Genomic DNA, 22854 nt, shown 5'->3' with positions numbered 1-22854 from the left:
GTGTCCGCAGCCTCAATCGCCACGGCGGCGTACCTCGCCGCCGCACTGCTCTTCATCTTCTCCCTGGCCGGGCTGAGCAAGCACGAGACCGCCCGGCAGGGCTGGACCTACGGCGTAGCCGGCATGGTCGTCGCCCTGGTGGCGACCGTCGGTCTGACCGTGCACGACAGTCCGGTCCGCGGCACCACCGTGCTGGTGCTGGCCGGTGCGATCGTCGTGGGCGGCGCGGTCGGCCTCTGGCGGGCCAGGATCGTGCAGATGACCGGCATGCCGGAGCTCATCGCCCTGCTGCACTCGTTCGTGGGCCTGGCCGCCGTGCTGGTCGGCTGGGCGTCGTACATCGAGGTCGAACGCCACGGTCTCGGCGGCTTCGAGGGGTCCCTGCTCCGCATCCACCACGCCGAGGTCTTCATCGGCATCTTCATCGGCGCCGTCACCTTCACCGGCTCGATCGTCGCCAACCTGAAGCTCAGCGCGAGGATCAAGTCCGCCCCGCTGGTGCTGCCGGGCAAGAACCTCCTCAACCTGGCCGCACTGGTCGCCTTCGTGGCGCTCACCGTCGTCTTCGTGGTGCACCCGGCCGTGTGGTCGATCGCCGCGGTGACGGTCGTCGCCCTGCTCTTCGGCTGGCATCTGGTGGCCTCGATCGGCGGCGGTGACATGCCGGTCGTGGTCTCGATGCTCAACAGCTACTCGGGCTGGGCCGCCGCCGCGAGCGGCTTCCTGCTCAACAACGACCTGCTGATCGTCACGGGGGCCCTGGTCGGGTCGTCGGGCGCCTACCTCTCCTACATCATGTGCAAGGCGATGAACCGCTCCTTCTTCTCGGTCATCGGCGGCGGCTTCGGTATCGAGGCACCGCGGGGCGGCGGGGACGGCGAGCAGGGCGAGCACCGGGAGACTTCTGCCCAGGAGACCGCGGAGCTGCTGGCAGGGGCCTCCCGCGTGGTGATCACCCCGGGTTACGGCATGGCCGTGGCTCAGGCGCAGTACCCGGTTGCAGAGCTGACCCGGCTGCTGCGCGAGCGGGGCGTGGAGGTGCGCTTCGGCATCCATCCGGTGGCCGGCCGTCTGCCGGGCCACATGAACGTCCTGCTCGCCGAGGCGAAGGTGCCCTACGACATCGTCCTGGAGATGGACGAGGTCAACGACGACTTCGCCGACACCGACGTCGTCCTGGTCATCGGTGCCAACGACACGGTGAACCCCGCCGCCTCGGACGACCCGAGCAGCCCGATCGCCGGCATGCCGGTGCTGCGGGTGTGGGAGGCCGCTCAGGTGGTGGTCTTCAAGCGATCGATGGCCAGCGGATACGCCGGTGTGCAGAACCCGCTCTTCTTCCGCGAGAACACTGCGATGCTCTTCGGCGACGCCAAGGCCGGAGTGGACGAGATCGTGAGCGCTCTGGCCGCGGTCCGGCCCGTCCCGGTCCCGGTCTAGGACATACGCGGGGGAGACCTCCCCGAGCATGCGAGTGGTGCCACGAAGGCCGCCAGGTGCGATACCTGGCGGCCTTCGGCGTTTCCGGGGGAGGTCGGGATCGGATCAGCGAGTGCCGCTCCGTCCCCGCCGAGCCCGGACTGGTCAGCGGATGCCTGCCGGTCCTACGTGCCTACGGCTCCCTGTCCTTGGACGCCCGCCCGTCCCGCGGCACCCGGCACGTTCCTTCGGGCTCGTCGAGCAGGACGGCCTCTCCCACTCACGGCAAGGGCCCCAGGCCCGAGTACGTCCGGTACGCGGGCCTGGGGCCGATCCCTCCAGGCTTCGGTCGGGTCCCCGCAGCACACGCCTGACGCGACCGGGCCGGCCCTCGGGCGGCGACGCCGATGAGTCGGTGCTGCACGGTTCCTGCGATCCGGGACGCGCCAGCCGAGGTTCGGGCTCACGCAAAAGAGGCGGTCGCCCCACGCGCATCCGCACGTGGGGCGACCGCCCTTTCCCCGACCGGGCTTTTGTGATCAGGCAGGAACGCCCGCATCCGACATCGGCAGCAGCTGGCCTCCGTCGAGCTTCAGCTGCTGACCGGTCACCCATCGCGACTCGTCCGAGGCGAAGTACAGCACCGCCTCGGAGATCTCCCGGGCCGTGAGCCACGGCACGCCCATGGGGGACTTGGTCTCGAGGGACGGGATCATGTCCTCCCGGGTCGGGTTCTCCAGGTCCGGGCGGAACGCGTGGTACATGAACTCGTTGTCCATCATCCCGCTCTCGACATTGGTCGGGTGGATGACGTTGACCCGGATCTTCTGGTCGGCGTAGATCCGGGCGAGATCGTGCCCGAGACGGGCCACATGGCGCTTGGAGTGCGCGTATCCCAGGCCGCCCGCGCCGGTGATGTCGACGGAGCCCTTGAGTAGAGCCGCCGTCGAGCCGGTGAGGATGATCGAGGCGCCCGGCTGCAGGTGGGGTGCGGCGGCCGTCGTCGCGTTGATCACGCCGTTGAGGTTCACCTGGACGACGTCGTAGAACGCCTGAGGCGTGTTCGAACCCATGGTGAGGATGCCGGCCTGGGCGATGACCACGTCGAGCTTGCCGAGTTCTTCGACGCCCTGGTCGACGGCCGACTGGAGCTGCGACAGAACCCTGACGTCGGCCTGCCGCGCGACGATGCGCCGCCCCAGGGCCTCCACCTGGCGGACCGTCTCGGCGAGGTCCTCCTTGGTGGCCAGCGGGTAGGGGACCGTCTCGATGTCGTCGAGGAGGTCGACGGCGATGATGTCCGCGCCCTCCTCGGCCAGACGGACGGCGTGGCTGCGGCCCTGACCCCGCGCCGCACCCGTGATGAAGGCGACCTTGCCCTCGACGCGTCCCGACATGAATCTCTCCTGGTGTGTTGATGGTGGTGCGAACGTTCGTGTGCTGCCCCGGTGGGCGGGTGCTGTCAGTTCAGCGGCTCGTGCCCGCTCGGGAGGGCATCGAGGATCAAGCTCTTGGCCTCGAGGTAGGGGCGCAGGCCGTCCCGGCCTCCCTCACGTCCCACACCGGACTGCTTGAAACCGCCGAAGCCCATCCGCGGATCCGTCCGGTACCCGTTGTGTCCGACCGTGCCCGCTCGAATCCGGCGCGCCACGTGGTACGCGCGGTCGATGTCGTCGGTGAACACGGCGGCGTTGAGACCGAAGACGGTCTCGTTGGCCAGCACCACCGCGTGCTCCTCGCTGTCGGCGGGGATGACGCTGAGGACCGGGCCGAAGATCTCCTCCTGCGCGATGGCCGACGAGTTGTCGACCCCCGCGAAGACGGTCGGTTCGATGTAGAAGCCGCAGTCCAGCCCCTTCGGCCGCTCTCCACCCGTGACCAGCCGCGCGCCCTCGGCGATGCCCTTGGCGATGTAGTCCTCTACCCGGTCGCGCTGGCGTTCCATGGCCAGCGGGCCGAGCTGCGCGGCGGGGTCGAAGGGGTCCCCGACCCGGGCCGAGGCGAAGGCCGCGCCCAGTGCCTCCGCGAAGGCGTCGTGGCGGTGGCGGCTGACGATGATGCGGGTCAGGGAGGAACACACCTGACCGTTGAGCGTGCACTCGGCGGCGGCCAGCTGCCTGGCCGCGTCCTCGAGGTCGTAGTCGTCGAGGATGACGGCGGGGGACTTGCCGCCGAGCTCCAGGGTGTAGCGGGCCATGCGCTCGCCGCAGAGGCTCGCGATCCGCCGGCCGGCGCCGCTGGAACCGGTGAAGGCGATCTTGTCCACGCGCGGGTCGCGGACCAGCATCTCGGAGACCTCACGGTCGGCCGTGACGACATTGAGCACGCCGGCCGGCAGTCCGATCTCCTCGGCCACCTCGGCGAGCACGTACGCCTCGCCGGGCGCCTCGGGCGGGGCCTTCAGGACTACCGTGCAACCGGCCAGCAGTGCCGGGGCTACCTTGTAGGCCGCCAGCGACATCGGCGTGTTCCAGGCGACGATCGCGCCCACAACACCGACCGCCTCGTGCACCACGGCGCCGAAGGCGCCCTGCATGGGCTGGTGCCGGACCTCGAAGGGGAAGTCCTCCGCCACGTCGGCGTAGTAGTCGTAGGTCGCGCCCACCCGCTCGATGGCGGCGCGGGACATTGAGTAGAGCACGCCGACCTGGCGCGTCCACAGCAGGCTGGCGTCGGGGGAGCGGCGGCGCAGTCCGTCGGCGATCCTGCGGAGCCATTCCGCTCGCTCCGCTGGCTGCAGCAGCGGCCAGTCCGAGTGGTCGAATGCGCGCCGTGCGGCGGAGATGGCCTGCGACATGTCGTCCGCGTCGGCGAGGGCGGCGCGGTAATAGTGCTCCTCCGTCGCCGGGTCGACGATGTCGAAGCCAGCCGTCGACATCGGCGCGACCCAGCGTCCGTCGATGAAGAAGCGGTCGGGATGCCGCAGGGGCAGTGGTTGCTCCCGGGCAGAGAACGCCGCTCCGGACGGGGTGTCTTGGGCACTGCTGATGTGGCTGGACAAGCAAGCCTCCGTGATCCGGACCGCGGGCGTGGGCCCGCGGGGGGTGAACAAGTGGAGAGGCATGATTTCGTTAAACAGAACGATCGTTGCCTTATGCAGTGAGGTCAGCATCACCTCGCGCCACTGCGCCTGTCAAGGGACGGAGTGCGGTGCTTCGGTGAGGCGGGGTGTCCCGCATCGCTCGATCTCGGGGTGAGGTGTACGCGCCACGTTCGGAAGGCCGATGGGTGCCGTCTCCGATGTCGCGCCATGAGCGCCTGACCTGGTAGCCCGTGAATTCGGGGACCGATTTTGCGAAAGCGGGGAATAGCGCGTGCAGACCTCTTGACGCGCCATGGTGGCGGGATCACACTCAGGACGCTGTAGCGATCGAGTGTCCCTTTAAACGGAACAGTAGCAGAGCGCCGCTGGTGCTCTCCACCTCATTGCATCGTGCAGCCATTCATGAAGTCCCAGGTCCACGGATGAAAGAGGCAAAGATGCCCCCCATCACCCCAGGAGAGGGCACGCGTTCAACGCGCCCCGTCCCGTTCATCATCGGGATCCTGATACTGGCTGCGATAGTCAGCTCGTTCGAAGCAACGATGATGTACACCGCGCTGCCGGGCATCATCGAGCAGTTCCGGGCCACCCCCAGCGACGCCGGTTGGGTACTCACCGGGTTTCTGCTGGTGGGCGCAGTTTCGGCGGCCATCAGTGGCCGTCTCGGGGACGCCTACGGCCGCCGCAATGTGATGATCGTGGTGCTGGCCGCCTCCATCATCGGCTCCCTCGTCAGCCTGTGGTCGAACAGTCTGGGCGGGCTCATCGCCGGCCGCTCGATCCAGGGCCTCGCCGGCGGCCTCGTGCCGCTGTGCGTCGGCATCCTGCGGGAGTCCCTCCCGAAGAAGAGCCTTCCCGTCGCCGTCGCGACCGTCGCGGGTGCGGCCATGTGGGGCGGCGCCGCCGGTAACGTGGTCTCGGGCAACATCGTCGATGCCTGGGGTTGGAACAAGGTGTTCGTCGTCGCCGCCGCGCTCGCCGCGGTGACCACGGTCGGGGCGTTCTTCCTGCCGGCTCCCACCGTGAAGTCGAAGATCGAGCGGGTGGACTGGCTCGGTGCAGTCCTGTTCGCGCCGGGTATCGCGCTCGCCCTGTACGGCGTCCACCAGAGCGCCACCTGGGGCTGGTCCAGCGGCAAGACGATCGGCTGCATCGTCGGCGGCGTGGTGGTCCTCGTCCTGTGGGTCCTGTGGGAACTGCGCGTCGACAAGCCGCTGATCAACATCCGGTTCTTCTTCGACCGCAAGCTCGGGCTCACGCTGGTCGTCACGGCGCTGGTGTCCTTCGGCACGCTGGGCGTCTCCGGGTTTGCCGGCCAGCTGATCTACCAGATGCCGGAGGCTGCCCCGGTCGGCCTCGGCCTCAGCGCCGGAACCGCCGGTGACCTGTCCTTCGCCATCGGCCTCCTCGGATTTATGCTCTCCCCGCTGAGCGGCCGAATCTCCCGCAACGGCAGGGCCCGCAACGCCCTCCTGGTGGGCACCATTCTGGCCATTGCCGCAGCCGTTCTCTCCGGACTGCTGCTCGGCACGGTCGTGGGCTTCACGATTTCGCAGATCGTGCTCACCGGCGCGACCGGCTTCCTGCTCAGCTCCCTGCCGAACCTGGTGGTCGAGGGGGCGCCGAGCGAGAACACCAGTGAGGCGCAGGGCGTCTACATGGTCACCCAGACCGCGTTCTCGGGTGTCGGCACGTCGATCGGTACCGTGCTGCTGTCGCAGCACCTTGTCGCCGGCACTCCGTTCACCACCCGGGCCGGGTACACCGAACTGTTCATCATGGTGGGGGTGGCAGCCGTCGCGGCCATGGCCGTGACCTTCTTCATCAGGCGTGGCGAGCGCACGGAGCCCGAGGGCGACGAGATGCGTACGGCCCGGGCCGAGGGGCTGGCCGACGCCGTGGCGATCACGCCCGACACCATCTGATCCGCCCCGGAGCAGGACGCTTGCGACCCCGTCTGTGATCCCGAGCCCGGACGACACCGTCGTCCGGGCCGGAACACGGCCGGGGCCGTGGCCGTTCTGCAGGGGCGCACGCACCTGCAAGGAGTACCTTTTGAACCGGACCGATGCCGAGTTCCGCGTGCGGATGCTGTACCACCCGCGGATCCACGTGCCGAGCCTCGAAGAAGCGGAAGACTTCTTCGCCCGCGTGTTCGGCAGACCCAGCACCAACTTCTCCGTCGTCATGCCCAACCCGCCCGTTCCGGGGCACTCCGTGGGCTACTCGACGTTCACCTCGATCAGTGACGTGTTGATCGACTCCCTCGCGCCACGCCTCTACCTCACCGGCGGAGTCCAGCGCTATCCGGATGTCGACAACCCGCGTCTGACGAGCACCGGTTGGTACGTTGACGGCGTCAAGGAGCTCTACAAGGAGCTCCGTTCCCGGGGATACCGGCTCGTAGACTCCCACGACAACCCCCTCTCGGAGGAGGAGTGGCGCGGCGGTCCGTCGCCGTTCCACACCGTGGGTGAGGATTCCGGTCTGAGGTACGCCTTCTTCGAGACCTACCCCTTCCCCCTCGACCCCAGGGTCCAGGAGGGCTGGACCGTCCCGGAGGTCACGCAGGACGATCCGCTCGGCATCGAACGGGCCTCGCACCACACGGTGCTGACGAACCGTCCGCAGCGCGCGGTCGAACTCACGGTCGGCGTGCTCGGCGGCGAGATCGTCCGCACGGGGCAGGACGAACTGCGCGACCTGAGCGGGCCGTTCGTCAGGCTCGCGGGCACCGTCCTGCACTTCGCGTCACCGCAGGCCGACGACGAGGCGAACGGCGAGGGCGTGGGCGAGGTCTCCCTGGACACCTATCACGCGATCACCTGGAAGGTCGCCGACCTCGAGCGTGCGGCCAAACACCTGGAGTCCGAAGGCGTGCGTATCGCACACCGATCGGACACCGCCCTTGTGACCGACCCCCACACCAGCCTCGGCGTTCCCTGGGGCTTCACCACTGCTTCCCTCTGAGGAGACATCTCATGTCCGACAACACTGCGCAGCCCCGACACGAGCTCCTGATGGCGCTCACCAACCCCGTGCAAGGACGGGAAGAGGAGTTCCGGACCTGGTACTGGGGGACCCATATCCCGGAGATCCTCGAACTCCCTGGCTTCCTCTCGGCGCGCCGGTACCAGGCGACCGGTCCGGAGGCAGGCGCCCCGCACCGTTATGTGACGCTCTACGAGGTCGAGGGGTCCGCCGAGAGCGCGCGTGACGTCCTGTTCACCGCGGGACTGAGCTCCAGCGACGCCCTGGACGTGACGTCCGTGGTGATGGTGCCGCTGGTGGCCGGCGGGGACGATCCCGCCGCGAACTGAGTTCGGCCGAGCTGTTACGAGGAGCCGAGAGCGCCGTCCGAGGATCGTGAACCGCGGTTCTCGGGCGGCGCCTTTTTCGTATGACCGCGAGGCGGCCGGACGGCGGCCCTGTCGCGACGCGCCCTTGGCGGCACGCGAGATGTGGGACCCCGGACAGCGAACGGCGCCGGCCGACACGCGATCACGCGTACCGGCCGGCGCCGTCCCGCCGAGCGGCGAAGCCTCCGCTACTGCCCTGTGCCGTACGGGCTCTCGGCGCCTGTAAAGCGCGCCGTCAGGCGCGCTGCCGCGTGCTTGACCAGGGCGATCGACTCGGATGTGGTGGCCGCGTTGAAGCGGCTCTCGGGGATGGTGATTCCTGCGTCTCCGATGACCGAGCCGCCCGGCCCGAGTACGGGAGAGGCGATGGCGATCGCCCCGTCGATCCGCTCGCCATGGGACAGCGCGTATCCCTCCTGCCGGATCTGGGCGAGGCGCTCCGCAAGCCGTTCGGGATCGACGACCGTGCGCTTGGTCAGCGCATCGAGGCCCGCGTGAGCGATCTCGTCCTGGACCTCTTCGGGCAGGAAGGCGAGAATCGCCAGGCCGCTCGCGCCCGCGTGCAGTGGCAGCCAGACGCCCCGGGGGACCGTGTAGCGGAGCGGGTGGTTGCTCTCCACTGACAGGGCGAACATCATCTCGCGGCGCTGGTCGTTGTAGATGGCGAAGAAGGAGGACTCGCCGCTGCGTTCCGTGAGTTCGGCCAGGACGTCGTTGGCGGCCTCCCGGAGCGGGAACCGGGTGTTGGTGGTCCAGGCCAGCCGCAGGAACTCCATGCCGAGCCGGTAGCTTCCGGCAGGGGTGCGGGACACCATGCCCAGCTCCTCCAGGTCGCTGAGGAGGCGGTGGGCAGTGCTTGCGCTGACGCCGAGGCGGTTGCCCAGCTCTCTCACGCCGTAGGTCTGCTTGCCCCCGTCGACCATGACCGTGATGATCTCGAATCCCCGGGCCAGTGGATGCCGCTGGCGGTCGGGAGCACTCGCCGCCGCCTCGGTTGCCTGCGTCTCCACGCTGTGCTCCTCACTGCTCGCCGGCTGGACAGCGGCTTGGGTATTCGGCAAGCGGTCGAGCGGATTCGATCCGTTCAACCGAATGAACATTCCGTTTAAGGGGACGATATCAGTGCTGCAATGCAAGCGATGCCTTGACGTGTGCACGTTGGGGTGCCTCGGTCCGGGCACGTAAAGCATAGGGCGAGCCCTCGGGCCGGGCGGTCGCCTCGTCGGGGAGGTGTGGCCGCCCGGCCCTCGGTCTTCTGTGTACGTGCTGGGCTCAGTTTGTGAGGCCGGCCGCGGTGAGCATGTCGGTGCGGTCGTGGAGCTTGACGCGGCCGCGTCCCTGCCGCTCGCCGAGCGACGCCTCCACCGCCTCGATCGCCAGCCAGCGCTTCCAGTCCACGACCGCCACATCGCGCGAGCGCAGCAGATCGTCCACGGCATCTGGAGTGGTTCCGTGTCCTGGCGCCGTCGCCGTGTCGGCCAGGACGGCCTCCACGGTCTCGCTCGCGCAAAGCCTGTTCGTGCCGATCACGCCGCTCGGTCCGCGCTTCGCCCAGCCCACTACGTACAGGCCCGGCACGGTCTCGTCCCCGGTCAGGGCGCGCGAGTCGTGGTGGGGGACCGTGCCCGAAGCCTCGTCGAACGGGACACCCTCCAATGGCGCGCTCCGGTAACCGACCGCCGGCAGTACCAGGCCGGCCGGGAGGACCTCGGTCTGCGCGGGGTCCGACGTGCGGACCAGGGAGATGCCGTCCACGGAACCCTCCCCGAGGAACCCGACCGGCGTGCGGTCGAAGAGGAAGCGGACGGAGCGGGGCCGGTGAGCCGGCGGCCGGGCGGCGAGCTTCTCCAGGGTCGACAGCACCCGCGTGGCAGCGGGGCGCCCGGTGAGGGCCGCCCGCCGCTCCTCCGTCAGTCGCAACTCCTCCGGGTCGACGATGATGTCCGCGCCTTCGACGCCGCCGAGCTCCAGCAGTTCCTTGTGGGTGAACTTGGCGGACTCCGGGCCTCGACGTCCGATCACGCAGACCTCGCGCACGGCGTGGCCGTCCAGGGCCTCGACGACATGCTCCGGCACATCGGTGCGGCGCAGCTCGTCTGGAGTGCGGACCAGCATCCGCGCCACGTCGAGGGCGACGTTCCCGACCCCGATCACCACCGCGCGTTCGGACGAGAGCGCTGACGGGTCGAAGGTCGCGTCGGGGTGGCCGCTGTACCAGGAGACGAAGTTGCGGGCGGCGATGACCCCGGCGAGCTCCTCGCCGGGGACGCCCAACTGTCGGTCCAGCGGCGCACCGTGGGCCATGATCACCGCGTCGTAGTGCTGACGCAGCTCGTCGACGGTGATGTCCGAGCCGACCGTGACGTTGCCGAGGAAGCGGACGCCCGGGGTGTCGAACACCTCGGACAGCGAGGCGATGATCGACTTGATCTTCTGGTGGTCGGGCGCGACGCCGTAGCGCACCAGCCCGAACGGAGTGGGGAGGCGCTCGAAGACGTCGACCTGGACGTCGAGGCCAGGGGTCTCGGTGAGGATTTGGGCGCAGAAGACCCCGGCCGGCCCGGAGCCGACCACGGCTGTGCGAAGGGTGCGCATCCTCAGACCGCCTTACGCAAGGGCGTACCGGCGTGCCGGGTGTCGTGGTCGGTGCCGTAGGCGCGCGCCACCCTGTCGGCCATGAAGGTGGCGAGGGCCGGGTGCGCCCGCAGGCCGCTCCCGTTCCGGATGTGGACGCGCTCCTGCGTCATTGCGTGCGTCACGACTACTCCCTGAATGTTCTGCATGAGGGTCCCGTCGGAGGCGGCCGCACTGTGGGCGGTGCCCGGCGACAGCGTGTGGAACACCTGCCTATTTCGTATAACGGAACACGCGATCCTTTCAGTGAGTTTCCTGGGTCGACGTGTGCAGTGTCAAGGCGTAGGGGGTGGTGAAGTGTCGCCATGTCGTTCCCTGGTTTCCGGGGTCAGTTAGGGGGGTTGACATCCAGATTTGCGCCATGGAAGCTGAGCGCGCTATCGCAAACGGAACGACTGTTCGTGTATGTGGAACAGTCGCGGAGGGATGAGGACGCATTCCCATGACACAGGGGCAGAGCGCACGCACCGGTCAGCGGGCCGGCCGATGACCGCCGAAGGCCGGGTCGCCGTGGTCACGGGCGGTGCCGCGGGCATCGGCCGTGCCATCGCCGAGCGCCTGGCAGCCGACGGATTCAAGGTCGCCGTCATCGATGTCGCCGAGGGTGCGGCCGAGGAGGCCGCGGCATCCATCGAGAAGGCGGGCGGCACGGCCCGGGGCTACCGGGCCGATGTGGGCGACCGCGACATGGTCGACGCGGCGCTTGCCGCTGCCCGGACCGACCTGGGGCCGCTGTCCGCGGTGGTCGCGAACGCCGCGGTCGCCCTGCAGCAGCCGTTCCTCGAGATGACGACCGAGCAGTGGAACCAGACCATCAAGATCAACCTGACCGGGACGTTCCATGTCGTCCAGTCCGCGCTCCCCGATCTCGTCGAGGCGGGGTGGGGCCGGGTTGTGCTGATCTCCTCGTCCAGCGCGCAGCGCGGTGCTCCGAAAATGGCCCACTACGCGGCGTCCAAGGGCGGGCAGATGGCGCTCACCAAGGCGCTCGCCGTCGAGTTCGCGAAGTCGGGTATCACGGTCAACACCGTCGCTCCGTCCTCCATCGACACGCCGAGCGTGCAGAAGAAGCGCGACGCGGGCGCCATGCCGTCCGCCGAGGACATGGCGAAGTACATTCCTGTCGGCAGGACTGGGACCGGCGCGGACATCGCCGCGGCCGTCTCCTACCTGGTTTCGGACGAGGCGTCGTACGTGACGGGGCAGACCGTCAGCGTCAACGGCGGCTCCTTCATCGGGTGATCGTATGAGTGAGTCACGTATTCCGCCCCGCCCTGTCGACGATTGGACCGAGGAGGTCGACGAGGCCTTCTCCGTACTGCGCGCACACGCCCCTGGCGGCCAGGCCGCCGACATCGGTGAGCCGCCCAAGCGTCCGCAGTCTCACATCCTCGGCATCTACGCCTGGCATCCGGACTTCGTCCGCGGCTGGATGCCCTTCTCGAACCACCTGCGCCACTCCACGTTGTCCGACCGCGTGCGGGAGATGGCCATCGTCCGCACCACCTGGCTCGGCTTCGGCGAGTACGAGTGGGCTCAGCACGTCAGGATGAGCCGGGCGGCCGGTTGGCTCACCGACGCCGAGATCGACGCTCTGGCCGAGGGGCCCGACGCCGACGTCTGGACGGCGGAGGACGCCGCCGTGGTCAGGGCGGTCGACGAGCTGTACGGGTTGAAGAACGTCACCGACGGTACATGGGCTGTGCTGGAGACGGCTCTCACGCGCCAGCAACTCATCGACTTCGTCTTCACGGTCGGTACCTACGACATGCACTGCACCTCGTTCAACACGCTGGGGCTGCAGTTGGAGCCAGGGATGACAGGGTTCCCCGACAGCCACCGGACCGCACCATGACCGCCGCCGCACCGGTGGCATCGCTGCGGTGGGCGGTGAAGGAGTCCTTCCTCCGGTACGTCCAGGTCTTGGCGGCCGGCACCTGTGAGGCCACGGGGGAGGCGACACTGGACGCCGACGGCGTCTTCGCCTTCCCTCTGATCGGAAGTGAACACGAGGCCGGCAACCAGGTCTTCGCCTTCGGCGGGGGAGCCAAGTTCTACGCCCACGCCGGCCACCTCGACGTCGAGCTGCACGGTCTCGAACTCTGGCTGACGGAAGAGGGCGGCCACCTGGCCGTCCGGGGCGCCGACCAGGAGCGGATCGCGCTGGCGACGACAGGACCGCTCCGCCCCGGTCAAAGGGACGGAATTATTCCGCTGCTCACCGATACGGGCGCGGCGGTCTTCGGGCATGTCTACGTACCGGGCACCGAGCTCGCCCCGCTCGATCTCGGCGCCCTGCTAGATTGAGAGGTCATGTCACAAACTTCGCCTGAGCGGCCGGCGCGGCGCGCCGGCCCGCGCTCCAGCGGGCAACGCAACGCCCGGGGAGAGGTGACCCGGCAGCGCATCCTCACCGCAGCCGAACGCCTCTTCGCCGAGCACGGAATCTCCGCCGTCCCCCTGCGGGACATCGGCATCGCGGCCGGCCAACGCAACCACGCGGCCGTGCAGTACCACTTCGGGGACCGTGACGAAGTGGTCAAGGCGATCATGGAGTTCCGTGGAGCCGACAGCGAGGCGAAGCGCGCCGACGTCGTCGCCGACCTGGCGGTGGGGGACTCGCCCCCCACCGTCGTCGACGTGGTCAGGGCCTTCGTGCGACCGCTCGCTATCCACCTTCAGCCCGACAACCACTACCTGGCCTTCCTGTCGCTCTACATCACAGAGGAGGGCGGCTACGAGGGCTTGGTGGGGGTGCGCACCGGAGCGTCGGTCATCACGCTGCGCGCGCTGCTCAGCAGGCTGGCGCCGCAGATTCCGGAGGCCGTTCTGGACGAGCGGTGGCTGACGGTAATGACCAGCGCCGTGCACGCGCTGGCGCGCTACCACTCGGCCCAGCGCAAGCGCCTGCCGATGCCTGCCGAGATCGACGTACTCGTCGAGGATCTCGTGACCTTTCTCGGCGCCGGACTGGTGGCCGCCCCGACGCCGGGCGACCCGAGGACGGCTTCGCCACGCTGACGGCGGCTGTGCCCGCCCCGGTACCGACCGGGGCGGGCACCTGTCTGTCTGCGTCCGCTTCGTGGCGCACAGCACGCGCAGCGCCCCGCCCACAGAGAGATGTGGACGGGGCGCTGCGCTGGATCTCCCGGATCCCTCAGCCACCGAGGTGCGACATGAAGTTCGTGGCCCAGTCGTACAGGTTCTCGGGCACCTGGTAGCCGGACTGCTCGTTGATCTCGTCCCAGTGTGCGGCGATCTCCTCGACGGTCGGCACTCCCTCGGCGGTGGAGCGGTAGCCGGGCGTGACCCCGAGGAACCAGCGCGCGAACTTGCGGGCGCCGGCCACCAGGATCTCGCCGTTGACCTTGCACTCCTCGTGCGACAGGTAGGCGACCATGGGTGAGACGAGATCGGTGCGCATCGCCTCCATGCGAGCCTCGTCCATCTGCGTGGTGGTGATGTTCGGCTTGCCCGCCGAGGTGCTGGGGCGGGTGATCGCGTTCGGCGCGAGGCAGTTGACCAGGATGCCGTGAGGAGCCGCGGCCAGGGCGAGACTGCGGGTGAAACCGATCAGCGCCCCCTTGGCGGTCGCGTACGCCAGGTTGTCCGGGAGCCCGAACATTCCCGTGGACGTCGTCGTCACCACTCGGCCGTAGCCCTGCTCGACCATGTGCGGCCAGGCCGCGCGGGTGGTGTGCCACGTCCCGCGCAGGTGCACGTCGAGTGTCCGCTCCAGGTTCTCCGCGTCGGCCTCGGGGAAGGTGGCGAAGCGGGAGATACCGGCGTTGTTCACGACGATGTCGACGCGCCCGAACTCGCTGACGGTGCCCTCGACGAGTGCCTTGCAGCCCTCTTCCAGTCCGACGTTGTTGGTGTCGGCGATCGCGATGCCGCCGGCCTCGGTGATCTCCCGGACGACATCGGTGGCCGGTCCGGAGTCACTTCCGTCGCCTTCCTTGGTGCCGCCGAGGTCGTTGACGACGACCTTGGCGCCGCGCTGCGCGAGCAGCAGGGCATGGGCTCGGCCGAGGCCCCGTCCGGCACCGGTCACGATCGCGACGCGTCCGTCGAAACGGAAGTCAGGGGTGGCGTTCATCATTCTCCTTTGAAGGTGATCGTCGTCGCATTTAATCACTCGTGCTCACTTCCTACAACGGCCCTCGGAGAGATCGCTTGCGGCCTTGATCAGCGACGAAGGGCTGACTGTTGTCAGTTTTCGACACTCGTGCTTATATCTGAGTCACTGCCGATCGGGCAGTCCGAACTGAGTGGGAGTGAGCCGGGATGACGGAGCGGGTCGACAACGACGTTGATGTCGAGGTGCTGGTGATCGGTGCCGGGGTGGTCGGTATCTACGCGCTCTACCGGGCGCTGGACGAGGGCTTCTCGGCCCTGACACTCGAAGCCGGCGACGGTGTGGGCGGTGTCTGGTACTGGAACCGCTACCCGTCCGCCCGCTTCGACTCCGAGAGCTACACCTACGGCTATCTCTTCTCCAAGGAGCTGTTCGAGGACTGGCGTTGGAAGGAGGAGTTCGCGACTCAGCCGGAGATCGAGAGCTACCTCAACCACGTCGTGGAGCGCTTCGACCTCGGCAAGCACATCCGTACCGGCGAGCGCGTCGTCTCCTCCGTGTACGACGAGGGCGCCAACGTCTGGGTGGTGAAGACAGAGAAGGGCGACGTGGTCCGGGCCCGCTGGGTGGTCTCGGCGACGGGTGGCCTCTCGGTCCCGCATTACCCGGAGATCGATGGCCTCGACGACTTCCAGGGCATCGCCCATCACACGGGCGCCTGGCCGCACACCCCCGTGGACTTCGCCGGGAAGCGCGTGGCCATCATCGGCAACGGTCCGAGCGGGGCCCAGCTCCTCCCGGCGATCGTGGACACCGTGGCCGCGGTGGACCTCTACCAGCGCACCCCCACGTGGACCACGCCGCTGAACAACGCGCCCCTCACGGACGAGCGCCACCAGTGGCTCAACGACAACTTCGAGGACGTCGTCCGGACGCTCACCACCTCCCCGTCCGGCTTCCTGCACGAGCCGGCCGGCAAGTTCTCCACGGCGGACTCCGCGGAGGAGCGGCAGGCGTTCTACGAGCAGATCTGGAAGAGCCCCGGCTTCGCCAAGCTCACCTCGAACTACTACGACATGACGACGAACCGCGAAGTGAACCAGGAGTTCTGCGAGTTCCTCGCCGGCAAGGTCCGCTCGATCGTCGACGACCCCGAGACGGCGGAACTGCTCATCCCGACGGACCACCTCTTCGGCGCCAAGCGCCCGCCGTTCGTCGCGGACTACTACGAGTCCTTCAACAAGCCCAACGCCGGGTTGATCTCGCTGCGCAAGACCCCCATCCTCCGGGTGGACGCCACCGGCATCGAGACCACCGAGAAGCACCGGGACTACGACATCATCGTCTACGCCACCGGCTTCGACTTCGGTACCGGCGCGCTCACCCGGATGGGCATCCTCGGCCGCGAGGGCCTCGACCTCTCCACCGACTGGGAGGACGGCCCCTCCGACTTCGCCGGCTTCAGCGCGCACCGCCTGCCGAACTTCTTCTTCCCGGGCGGCCCGCACGGCGCCGGCGGCGGCAACTACCCGCGCTACTCGCAGGACCAGGTCGACTGGATCGTCGACACGCTGAAGCACGCGCGGGAGCACGGCTTCGACGTCTTCGAGCCGACCGCGGACCAGGAGGAGCTGTGGATGACGATGGTCGAGACCCTCGCGCCGAAGTCGATCTTCTCCGCCGAGCACAGCCACTACTACGGCGCCAACGTGCAGGGGAAGCCGCGCAAGTTCCTGCTGAACCCCGGTGGGCGCGGAAAGCTCCACGAGATCCTCGACGAGGTGTCCTCCACCGAGAACTACGGCGGCGCGTTCTCGCGTTCGGCCGCGGCAGTCGGGGCCGACCTGTAGCGGTCGAACCGTCGGCCTGGACGGGTGGAGCCGTCGGATCGAACCGGTGAACGAAGGGCGGTTCCCCGCGTCAGAGCGGGGCACCGCCCTTCAGTGCTGGGTGCCGCCAGACCGTTCTGCCGAGCGGTCGGCAGTGGTCACGGCCGTCGGGCCGCGGCCCACTCCTTCACCGTCACGACCTCCGCCTGCTGCGGGAAGACTTTCTCCAGCAGAACCCGATGGACCTCGGGATCGGCGTCGGCACACCCGTCGCCGAGCACCGTGAGCCCGTAGTCGAGGTCGGCTGCCTGGCGCAGCGTGGACAGGACCACACCGCTCGTCGCGATGCCGGTGAGGACCAGATGGCTGATGTCCATGGAACGCAGCAGCATGTCCAGATCGCTGCCCGCGAAGCCGCTCACCCGGCGCTTGACCACGACGGGCTCACCGGGGAGGGGTGCCACGGCCGGGTGGATGGCGTTGGCCTGCTCCTCCTGGGGCGAGGCCGCTCGCCCGGCGAGGCGGCCGAACATCTTGTTGCGCGGGTTGATCTCGGCGCGGCCGGGACGGAAACCCACGGTGACATGGACGACCGGCTCCTCGGCCGCTCTGGCGGCCTCGATCGCCTCCCGGACCCGCCCCAGGTACTCCGGGTCGGCGTACCGCTCGACGATGACGTTCTGTACGTCCATGACCAAAAGCGCGCTTCGGGGCACAGGGGGCCTGCCTTCTCCTGCAGTGGCGACCTGGTTCGTCGACCAGCATGTCAACAGATGATGACTTACGACTCCGGAAGTTAGAACACGGCGTGAGTCGATGTCAACGAGTGATTACAAAGCCGGTCGGTGTCGTTCCGGCGCTGATCGGAGCGCAGTAGGTTGTGCTCATGGAAAGCGAGACGGCGAGCGCCACCCCTGCGACGCGGCGCAGGGACTCGGCCGCTACGCGTGAGGCGTTGCTGAGGGCCGCGCACAGCCGTTTCATCAGGCTCGGCTACGAGCGGACCACTCTGCGTGACGTGGCGGGCGACGCGGGTGTCAACATCGCGCTCGTGAAGCGCTACTTCGGTTCCAAAGAGGGGTTGTTCAAGGCCGCGCTCGCCGCCAATCCGAGATTCCTCGGCTCGGGCGCGGACCTGCCGAGCGGCGTCGCGGAACTCGCCGACGCGCTCGCGGACCAGTTCTCGGCGGACGCCTGGCCCGAGTTCGGTGAGCATCCGGTGCTGATGCTGCTGCGGGACCCGGGAGACGCCGAGGTGAGCGCCATGCGGCGGGCCGCGTTGGAGGAGTTCGCGCGCAACGTGCTCGCCTCCGCCGGGGCCGCGCTCCCCGAGGCCGGCGCGGCGGAGCGGGGGCTGCGGTCCCAACTGGTGGTCGCCCTCGGAATCGGTGTGGCGGTGCTGCGCTCGGCGGTCTCCGTCCAGCCGCTCGGCGACGTGGGGTCCGCAGAACTGGCGCCGCTGCTCCGGCTCGCGCTGCGGGCGCTGCTGGAGGAGCCGTGCGACGAGCCCGGTGGGTACCAGGGGCGGACTGGATCAGGGCCGCGGCCAGGGGCGCCCGGCCAGGCGCTCGATGCCGGTGTTGAAGCGTCGTAGGTAGGCCGCGAACGCGGTGATGTCCTCGTCGGTCCAGTCGGCCATCACGTGGCCCAGCGATTCGACCACGGCTTCGCGTTCCTCGTCGAGGAGCTGTCTGCCGCGGTCGGTGAGCCGGAATTTCCGGGCCATGCCGCCGTCCGGGTCAGGGATACGCTCCACCAGCTTCTCACGCAGGGCGGCGGCGGTCTGGCGGTTGAGGGTGGAGGAGTCGAGGCCGAAGGCCTCGCTCAGTTCGCCGATGGACATCGGTCCCTGCACACGCAGGCGGCTGAGGATGATGTAGGCGCTGTGCTCCATCAGGCCGCCTTGGCGGCGCCCGCCGCGTCGCTGCAGGCTGTGTCGGCTGAGGAGCATCTGCTCGTACTCGACCTCGTGTGTAGGCCCGCCCATGGAGAGACCCACCTCCTGTCCCTTCTTGCCGCGGTCCGGAGAAGCACCGCCGGCCACCCGGGTGTCGCCCTCTGCGTTCCGGATGCGTTGCTGGTCATGCATGATGCATAAATTGTGCATCAGACACAGCCGAAAGCGGGCAGCCGCCTGTGAGTCACCGGCTGATTACCGCGTGACCATGCCGCACGGGGGGCACGGGGGGCACGGGGGGCACGGGGGGCACGGGGGGCACGGGGGGCACGGGGGGTGAGGGCGAGGTGGGCGCGAACTTTGCTCGCGTGCCCCCTGCTCCGACCGATCGGTCAGGCGGGCGCCCCCGAGCTGCTCCTTCTCAAGATCGCTCCGGCGTCGACCTTCATCTGCAGGCCGGTCACGAAGCGTGCCTCGTCGGAGGCGAGGAAGAGCACCGCGTTGCTCACGTCCGAGGGATCGACGTAGGGGACGGGCATGGCCTGCGTGCTGCGGAAAGCGTCCGTGACGTCGTCGCGACCGGGGTTTGTCAGGTCGGGGCGGAAGATCCGGTACATGGGCTCGCTGTGGAGCATGTCGGTGTCGCAATTCGTCGGATGGACGGCGTTCACCCGGATGTGACGCGGCGCGAGTTGCAGGGCCAGGTCGTGCACGAACCGAGCAACTCCCCGTTTCGCGTGGGAGTAGCCGGCGCCGCCCGGGCCCGACTCCGGGGCGTCGACGCTTCCTGTCATCAGGCCCGCGGAGGACCCCACACAGATGACGGAGGCGCCGCGGTCGAGATGGGGGTAGGACGCCTCGACCGTGTTGATGACGCCGACGAGATTGACCGTCACGGCGTCGAGGAAGCCCTGTGGCGGCACGTCCATGCCCACCGGGGCGATTCCGGCGTTGGCCACCACGATGTGCAGCCCGCCGAGCTCGCCGACCCCGGCTCGCACGGCCTCCGCGAGCGCGGGACGATCTCGGACATCGGCCCGCCGAGCGACGATCCTGCGCCCGAGCGCTTCCACCAGGCGGGCTGTCTCGGCGAGATCGGCGTCGCGCGACAAGGGGTAGTGGGCTGAGTCGATGTCCTGGCAGAGATCGACCGCGATGATGTCGGCCCCCTCCTGGGCGAGCCGCACGGCATGACTGCGGCCTTGCCCGCGCGCGGCTCCGGTGATGAATGCGACCTTGCCCTCGACTCGCCCGCTCATACGGGACCTCCTCGCGCAGATGGGGACGTCGGCCAGTGTGGGTGCCGTCATGGCGTCGGACGTGACCGGTGCCCGCTCAGCGGAACAGAACCTGCGGGTCAGGTCGTCCCGCGACCCTTCCCTCGCAGCGGACGGCGTTTAGGATGCTGCGCTATGGCGAGACCACCAGGGCACGGGCCGGGCTACGAGATCAAGCGTCAGGAGATCATCGACAAGGCGGCGGCGCTGTTCGCCGAGAAGGGCTACGCCGCCACCGGCATCGCCGAGTTGGGTGATGTGGCCGGGCTGGCGCGGGGCGCGCTCTATTACTACATCGGCTCCAAAGAAGATGTGCTGGTCGAGATCCAGGACCGGGTCCTGCGTCCCATCCTGGGCTCGGCACATCGGATCGCCGCGCTGGACGAGGATCCTGTCCTCAAGCTTCGGATGCTCTCGCAGACACTGCTGGAGAACATCCTGGCCCGGCTGGACCATGTCTGGGTGTACGAGCACGACTGCCGGGACCTGAGGGGTGCCAACCGCACACGACTGCTGAGCCAACGCCGGGAGTTCGAGGACGTCGTCGAGTTGCTCCTCATCGCCGCCATGGAGGAGGGGTCGTTCCGCCGGCTCGACCCGAGACTGGCCACGTTGCAGTTCCTCAACATGCACAACCACACCTACCAGTGGATCGAGCCGGACGGCGACTGGGACGCCGGGTACCTCTCCCGTGAGTACTGCGCGACCCTTTTCCGAGGCTTCGCCGCACCCGGATGCCGGTTCGAGGGCATCGAGGACCGGATGGGCGTGTACCTGGACCGGCGCAAGACGGCCGTCCCCGAAAAGCTGCCCGCCGCCGGGATCGGACCGCGGATCGTCGGCGGCGACGCGACGGCGCGCTCCGCCGACGCCCTCAGGGGCGCCGCAGTGCCGTAGCGGCTAACGCCCGGCACCTCCGCCTACCGGGCCGGGACGGGCCCGGGTCAGGCGTTTGCGTCCGGCTTAGGCCCGGCCAGGTGACGGCCGATGATGTCCTTCATGATCTCGGTCGTCCCGCCCACGAGTGTCTGCACCCGGGCGTCCGCGTACGCGCGGGAGATCCTGTACTCGTCCATGAAGCCGTAGCCGCCGTGCAGTTGCAGGCAGGCTCCGACGACCCGGTTCTGCAATTCGGTGGCCCACCACTTGGCCTTGGCGCCGGTGACCGCGTCGAACGTGCCCTCGTTGAGGGCCAGTACGCAGCGTTCGAGGTAACTGCGGGTCATCTCGACCTCTGTGGTCAGCTCGGCGAGCCGGAAGCGAGTGTTCTGCAGGTCCACGAGCCGTCGTCCGAACACCTGCCGTTCCCGCGTGTATTCCAGAGTCCAGCGCACCGCAGCCTCGGCCGCCACCACTGCCCGCCAGGCGATCGACAGGCGTTCCAGAGGCAGTTGGGCGGTGAGTTGGCGGAACCCGTCGCCCGCCTGCCCGAGCAGCGCCTCGGCAGGCAGCCGGAGGTCGTCGAAGAACAGCTCCGCGGTGTCCTGCGCGTGCAGTCCCAGTTTCTTGAGCTTCCGACCCCGCTGGAACCCCGGGGTCTTGGACGGTACCAGGAACAAGGAGAGCACTGCCCGGCCGTTCTCCTCGCCGGTGCGGGCGGCCACGATCACCAGGTCGGAGCCGGACCCGCTGGTGATGAAGGTCTTCGCGCCGTTCAGCACCCAGCCGTCGTCCTCGCGCCGCGCCGTGGTCCGCATGCCGCGCAGGTCGCTGCCGCCGCCCGGTTCCGTCATGGCGATCGAGGTGACCACCTCGCCCGCCGTCATCCCGGGCAGCCACGCGGCCTGTTGTTCCTCCGTGCCGAACCTGACCAGGTAGGAGCCGACGATGTCCTCGTTGATGGAGAACCCGGAGGCCAGCGACGCGGCCCCCACCTCGGCCAACTCCTCCTGGATCACGCACCGGAACCGGTAGTCGTCGCTGCCCGCCCCGCCGAGCCGCTCGGGAACTCGCAGGCCCAGGACGCCCGCCTCGGCCGCGGCCTTCCAAACGGAGCGGTCGATGATCCGGGCTTCCTCCCACTCCTCCGCGTACGGCAGCACCGAGCGTTCCACCAGGCCGCGCACGGTCCCGCGGAAGGCTTCGTGATCTTCGTCGTAGAAGCTGTACGGCATCGGTCGCCTCCAAGTCATTATCTAAAATCGTTAACTGATATACCCTATCCGCCAGTCAGCATAGGAGGGTCGATGCCGCCGGTTCCACCCCTCAGCGATCTGCGGGTTCTGGAGTTTCTGGGTCTCGGGCCCGGTCCGTTCGGCGGCATGCTGCTTGCCGATCTCGGGGCCGACGTACTCGCGGTCGCCCGGCCGGGAGCGGCGAGACCCGCGCTCGCCGAGAACCGTCCCGTCATCGAACTGGACGTCAAGTCGCAGGCGGGGCGGGAGACGGCACTGCGTCTCGCCGAGCGGTGCGACGTACTGATCGAGGGCTTCCGCCCGGGTGTCATGGAACGGCTGGGGCTGGGACCGGAGCAGGTCAGTGAAGCCAACCGCGGTCTGGTCTACGCACGCATGACCGGCTGGGGCCAGCAAGGTCCGCTCGCCTTCGCCGCCGGGCACGACATCAACTACATAGGGATCACCGGGGCCCTGCACCACGCGGCACGGCAGGACGCAGCCCCGGTACCCCCGGCCAACCTGCTCGGAGACTTCGGCGCCGGCGGAATGTACCTCGTTACGTCGGTCCTGGCCGCGCTCCACGAACGCCGGCGCACCGGCACGGGCCAGGTGCTGGACGTGGCGATCGTGGATGCCACCACCTACCTCACCACCATGCTGCACGAGTACCGGTCCCGGGGCACGTGGTCGGACGAGGCGGGCACCAACCGGCTGGACACGGGGGCGCCGTACTACGACGTCTACCGGTGCTCCGACGGCGGGCATGTCGCCATCGGAGCGCTCGAGACGCCGTTCTTCGCCGCGCTCGTCGAGCTGCTGGGCCTGGACCCCGCGTGGGTCGACATCCGCGAGGACCCCGCCCACTGGCCCGCACTGCGCCGGGACATCGCGGCAGCCGTCTCCCGGTGCACCCGGGATGCGTGGGCCGCCGCCGCAGCCGGGACCGACGCCTGTCTGACTCCGGTGCTGTCCCTCGCCGAGGCGGCGGACCACCAGCAGCTCGCGGCCAGGGGAGTCCTGGCGCCCGCGCCGGAGGGCCAAGCCGGCTGGCGGCCGACGCTCGGTGTGAGGTTCACACGGGAGCGGGCCGCCGGGGGCCTGCCCGCTTATTCGGTGGAGGACGCACTCGCACGGTGGCAGGCGGACGAAAGACGGCAAGACACGAAGGGCTGAGGAGCGATCCGGCTTCCTCAGACCGACC

At 68.9% G+C, this 22854-nt stretch carries 22 protein-coding genes; 12 read left to right on the top strand and 10 right to left on the bottom strand.

Going from position 1 to position 22854, the window contains the following annotated elements; all coding sequences use genetic code 11:
* Positions 1-1440, top strand: coding sequence for a Re/Si-specific NAD(P)(+) transhydrogenase subunit beta (gene pntB, locus ACWC24_RS25545; RefSeq protein ID WP_450665196.1), 1440 nt, complete (start codon positions 1-3; stop codon positions 1438-1440).
* 518 nt (positions 1441-1958) lie between these two features.
* Here pntB and ACWC24_RS25540 read toward each other — a convergent pair.
* Complete coding sequence (locus ACWC24_RS25540) at positions 1959-2816, bottom strand: mycofactocin-coupled SDR family oxidoreductase (protein ID WP_450665195.1); 858 nt, start codon at positions 2814-2816, stop codon at positions 1959-1961.
* Between the two features lie 65 nt (positions 2817-2881).
* The gene (locus ACWC24_RS25535) at positions 2882-4420 is read right to left on the bottom strand and encodes an aldehyde dehydrogenase (protein WP_450665194.1); all 1539 of its coding nucleotides are present in this window, start codon (positions 4418-4420) and stop codon (positions 2882-2884) included.
* A gap of 464 nt (positions 4421-4884) precedes the next feature.
* Between ACWC24_RS25535 and ACWC24_RS25530 the strand changes: the two genes are divergently transcribed.
* The 3 genes from ACWC24_RS25530 to ACWC24_RS25520 all read left to right on the top strand — a co-directional run bounded on the left by ACWC24_RS25530 (position 4885) and on the right by ACWC24_RS25520 (position 7782).
* Entirely contained in the window at positions 4885-6387 is a 1503-nt protein-coding gene (locus tag ACWC24_RS25530; RefSeq protein ID WP_450665193.1) for an MFS transporter, read from the top strand.
* 130 nt (positions 6388-6517) lie between these two features.
* On the top strand, positions 6518-7432 hold the full coding sequence (locus ACWC24_RS25525; protein ID WP_450665192.1) for a VOC family protein: 915 nt from the start codon (positions 6518-6520) through the stop codon (positions 7430-7432).
* An 11-nt stretch (positions 7433-7443) separates the two neighbouring features.
* On the top strand, positions 7444-7782 hold the full coding sequence (locus ACWC24_RS25520; protein WP_450665191.1) for a hypothetical protein: 339 nt from the start codon (positions 7444-7446) through the stop codon (positions 7780-7782).
* 227 nt (positions 7783-8009) lie between these two features.
* On the opposite strand, the gene ACWC24_RS25515 is transcribed toward ACWC24_RS25520, so the two are convergent.
* The 3 genes from ACWC24_RS25515 to ACWC24_RS25505 form a co-directional block, all read right to left on the bottom strand.
* Positions 8010-8831: an IclR family transcriptional regulator gene (locus ACWC24_RS25515; RefSeq protein ID WP_450665190.1), complete on the bottom strand. Its 822-nt coding sequence runs from the start codon at positions 8829-8831 to the stop codon at positions 8010-8012.
* Positions 8832-9093: 262 nt separating this feature from the next.
* Positions 9094-10416: an FAD-dependent oxidoreductase gene (locus ACWC24_RS25510; RefSeq protein ID WP_450665189.1), complete on the bottom strand. Its 1323-nt coding sequence runs from the start codon at positions 10414-10416 to the stop codon at positions 9094-9096.
* A 2-nt stretch (positions 10417-10418) separates the two neighbouring features.
* Entirely contained in the window at positions 10419-10580 is a 162-nt protein-coding gene (locus ACWC24_RS25505) for a hypothetical protein (protein ID WP_450665188.1), read from the bottom strand.
* Between the two features lie 361 nt (positions 10581-10941).
* Here ACWC24_RS25505 and ACWC24_RS25500 point away from each other — a divergent pair, with 361 nt between their 5' ends.
* Genes ACWC24_RS25500 through ACWC24_RS25485 form a run of 4 tightly spaced genes read left to right on the top strand, consistent with a single transcriptional unit; the run spans position 10942 to position 13476 of the window.
* Positions 10942-11697 carry an SDR family oxidoreductase gene (locus tag ACWC24_RS25500; RefSeq protein WP_450665187.1) on the top strand — a complete coding sequence of 252 codons (756 nt, stop codon included), beginning with the start codon at positions 10942-10944 and terminating at the stop codon, positions 11695-11697.
* 4 nt (positions 11698-11701) lie between these two features.
* Positions 11702-12310, top strand: a complete 609-nt coding sequence (locus ACWC24_RS25495; RefSeq protein ID WP_450665186.1) for a carboxymuconolactone decarboxylase family protein — start codon at positions 11702-11704, stop codon at positions 12308-12310.
* Complete coding sequence (locus ACWC24_RS25490) at positions 12307-12762, top strand: HtaA domain-containing protein (RefSeq protein ID WP_450665185.1); 456 nt, start codon at positions 12307-12309, stop codon at positions 12760-12762. Before ACWC24_RS25495 ends, ACWC24_RS25490 begins: the two co-directional genes overlap by 4 nt.
* A gap of 6 nt (positions 12763-12768) precedes the next feature.
* Positions 12769-13476, top strand: a complete 708-nt coding sequence (locus ACWC24_RS25485) for a TetR/AcrR family transcriptional regulator (protein ID WP_450665184.1) — start codon at positions 12769-12771, stop codon at positions 13474-13476.
* Positions 13477-13612: 136 nt separating this feature from the next.
* Here ACWC24_RS25485 and ACWC24_RS25480 read toward each other — a convergent pair whose 3' ends face one another.
* Positions 13613-14554, bottom strand: coding sequence for an SDR family NAD(P)-dependent oxidoreductase (locus ACWC24_RS25480; RefSeq protein ID WP_450665183.1), 942 nt, complete (start codon positions 14552-14554; stop codon positions 13613-13615).
* A gap of 188 nt (positions 14555-14742) precedes the next feature.
* Here ACWC24_RS25480 and ACWC24_RS25475 point away from each other — a divergent pair, with 188 nt between their 5' ends.
* A complete protein-coding gene (locus ACWC24_RS25475; RefSeq protein ID WP_450665182.1) occupies positions 14743-16383 on the top strand; it encodes a flavin-containing monooxygenase in 1641 nt (546 codons plus the stop codon).
* A 137-nt stretch (positions 16384-16520) separates the two neighbouring features.
* On the opposite strand, the gene ACWC24_RS25470 is transcribed toward ACWC24_RS25475, so the two are convergent.
* Complete coding sequence (locus tag ACWC24_RS25470) at positions 16521-17078, bottom strand: cysteine hydrolase family protein (protein ID WP_450665181.1); 558 nt, start codon at positions 17076-17078, stop codon at positions 16521-16523.
* A gap of 170 nt (positions 17079-17248) precedes the next feature.
* Between ACWC24_RS25470 and ACWC24_RS25465 the strand changes: the two genes are divergently transcribed.
* Positions 17249-17956 (top strand): TetR/AcrR family transcriptional regulator, encoded by a 708-nt coding sequence (locus ACWC24_RS25465; protein WP_450665180.1) that lies wholly within the window; start codon positions 17249-17251, stop codon positions 17954-17956.
* Here ACWC24_RS25465 and ACWC24_RS25460 read toward each other — a convergent pair.
* Together ACWC24_RS25460 and ACWC24_RS25455 are read right to left on the bottom strand one after the other, a co-directional pair.
* Positions 17897-18349: a MarR family winged helix-turn-helix transcriptional regulator gene (locus tag ACWC24_RS25460; RefSeq protein ID WP_450665231.1), complete on the bottom strand. Its 453-nt coding sequence runs from the start codon at positions 18347-18349 to the stop codon at positions 17897-17899. The two genes, ACWC24_RS25465 and ACWC24_RS25460, sit on opposite strands and share 60 nt — an antisense overlap.
* Positions 18350-18651: 302 nt before the next feature.
* Positions 18652-19518 carry a mycofactocin-coupled SDR family oxidoreductase gene (locus ACWC24_RS25455; protein WP_450665179.1) on the bottom strand — a complete coding sequence of 289 codons (867 nt, stop codon included), beginning with the start codon at positions 19516-19518 and terminating at the stop codon, positions 18652-18654.
* A gap of 153 nt (positions 19519-19671) precedes the next feature.
* Between ACWC24_RS25455 and ACWC24_RS25450 the strand changes: the two genes are divergently transcribed.
* Complete coding sequence (locus ACWC24_RS25450; protein WP_450665178.1) at positions 19672-20433, top strand: TetR/AcrR family transcriptional regulator; 762 nt, start codon at positions 19672-19674, stop codon at positions 20431-20433.
* 47 nt (positions 20434-20480) lie between these two features.
* Here the strand turns inward: ACWC24_RS25450 and ACWC24_RS25445 are convergent, their stop codons facing one another.
* Positions 20481-21650 carry an acyl-CoA dehydrogenase family protein gene (locus ACWC24_RS25445; RefSeq protein WP_450665177.1) on the bottom strand — a complete coding sequence of 390 codons (1170 nt, stop codon included), beginning with the start codon at positions 21648-21650 and terminating at the stop codon, positions 20481-20483.
* 72 nt (positions 21651-21722) lie between these two features.
* Between ACWC24_RS25445 and ACWC24_RS25440 the strand changes: the two genes are divergently transcribed.
* Positions 21723-22826 (top strand): CaiB/BaiF CoA transferase family protein, encoded by a 1104-nt coding sequence (locus tag ACWC24_RS25440; protein WP_450665176.1) that lies wholly within the window; start codon positions 21723-21725, stop codon positions 22824-22826.
* Positions 22827-22854 lie beyond the last annotated feature (28 nt).

Source organism: Streptomyces sp. NPDC001443 (assembly GCF_053597355.1).
This window is presented reverse-complemented; position numbering and strand designations above follow the sequence as displayed.

Coding starts and splice junctions, on each gene's coding strand:
- ACWC24_RS25540 (WP_450665195.1), bottom strand. CDS start 2,816: ATGTCGGGACGCGTCGAGGGCAAGGTCGCCTTCATCACGGGTGCGGCG.
- ACWC24_RS25530 (WP_450665193.1), top strand. CDS start 4,885: ATGAAAGAGGCAAAGATGCCCCCCATCACCCCAGGAGAGGGCACGCGT.
- ACWC24_RS25520 (WP_450665191.1), top strand. CDS start 7,444: ATGTCCGACAACACTGCGCAGCCCCGACACGAGCTCCTGATGGCGCTC.
- ACWC24_RS25510 (WP_450665189.1), bottom strand. CDS start 10,416: ATGCGCACCCTTCGCACAGCCGTGGTCGGCTCCGGGCCGGCCGGGGTC.
- ACWC24_RS25500 (WP_450665187.1), top strand. CDS start 10,942: ATGACCGCCGAAGGCCGGGTCGCCGTGGTCACGGGCGGTGCCGCGGGC.
- ACWC24_RS25495 (WP_450665186.1), top strand. CDS start 11,702: ATGAGTGAGTCACGTATTCCGCCCCGCCCTGTCGACGATTGGACCGAG.
- ACWC24_RS25490 (WP_450665185.1), top strand. CDS start 12,307: ATGACCGCCGCCGCACCGGTGGCATCGCTGCGGTGGGCGGTGAAGGAG.
- ACWC24_RS25485 (WP_450665184.1), top strand. CDS start 12,769: ATGTCACAAACTTCGCCTGAGCGGCCGGCGCGGCGCGCCGGCCCGCGC.
- ACWC24_RS25480 (WP_450665183.1), bottom strand. CDS start 14,554: ATGAACGCCACCCCTGACTTCCGTTTCGACGGACGCGTCGCGATCGTG.
- ACWC24_RS25475 (WP_450665182.1), top strand. CDS start 14,743: ATGACGGAGCGGGTCGACAACGACGTTGATGTCGAGGTGCTGGTGATC.
- ACWC24_RS25465 (WP_450665180.1), top strand. CDS start 17,249: ATGGAAAGCGAGACGGCGAGCGCCACCCCTGCGACGCGGCGCAGGGAC.
- ACWC24_RS25460 (WP_450665231.1), bottom strand. CDS start 18,349: ATGGGCGGGCCTACACACGAGGTCGAGTACGAGCAGATGCTCCTCAGC.
- ACWC24_RS25455 (WP_450665179.1), bottom strand. CDS start 19,518: ATGAGCGGGCGAGTCGAGGGCAAGGTCGCATTCATCACCGGAGCCGCG.
- ACWC24_RS25450 (WP_450665178.1), top strand. CDS start 19,672: ATGGCGAGACCACCAGGGCACGGGCCGGGCTACGAGATCAAGCGTCAG.
- ACWC24_RS25445 (WP_450665177.1), bottom strand. CDS start 21,650: ATGCCGTACAGCTTCTACGACGAAGATCACGAAGCCTTCCGCGGGACC.
- ACWC24_RS25440 (WP_450665176.1), top strand. CDS start 21,723: ATGCCGCCGGTTCCACCCCTCAGCGATCTGCGGGTTCTGGAGTTTCTG.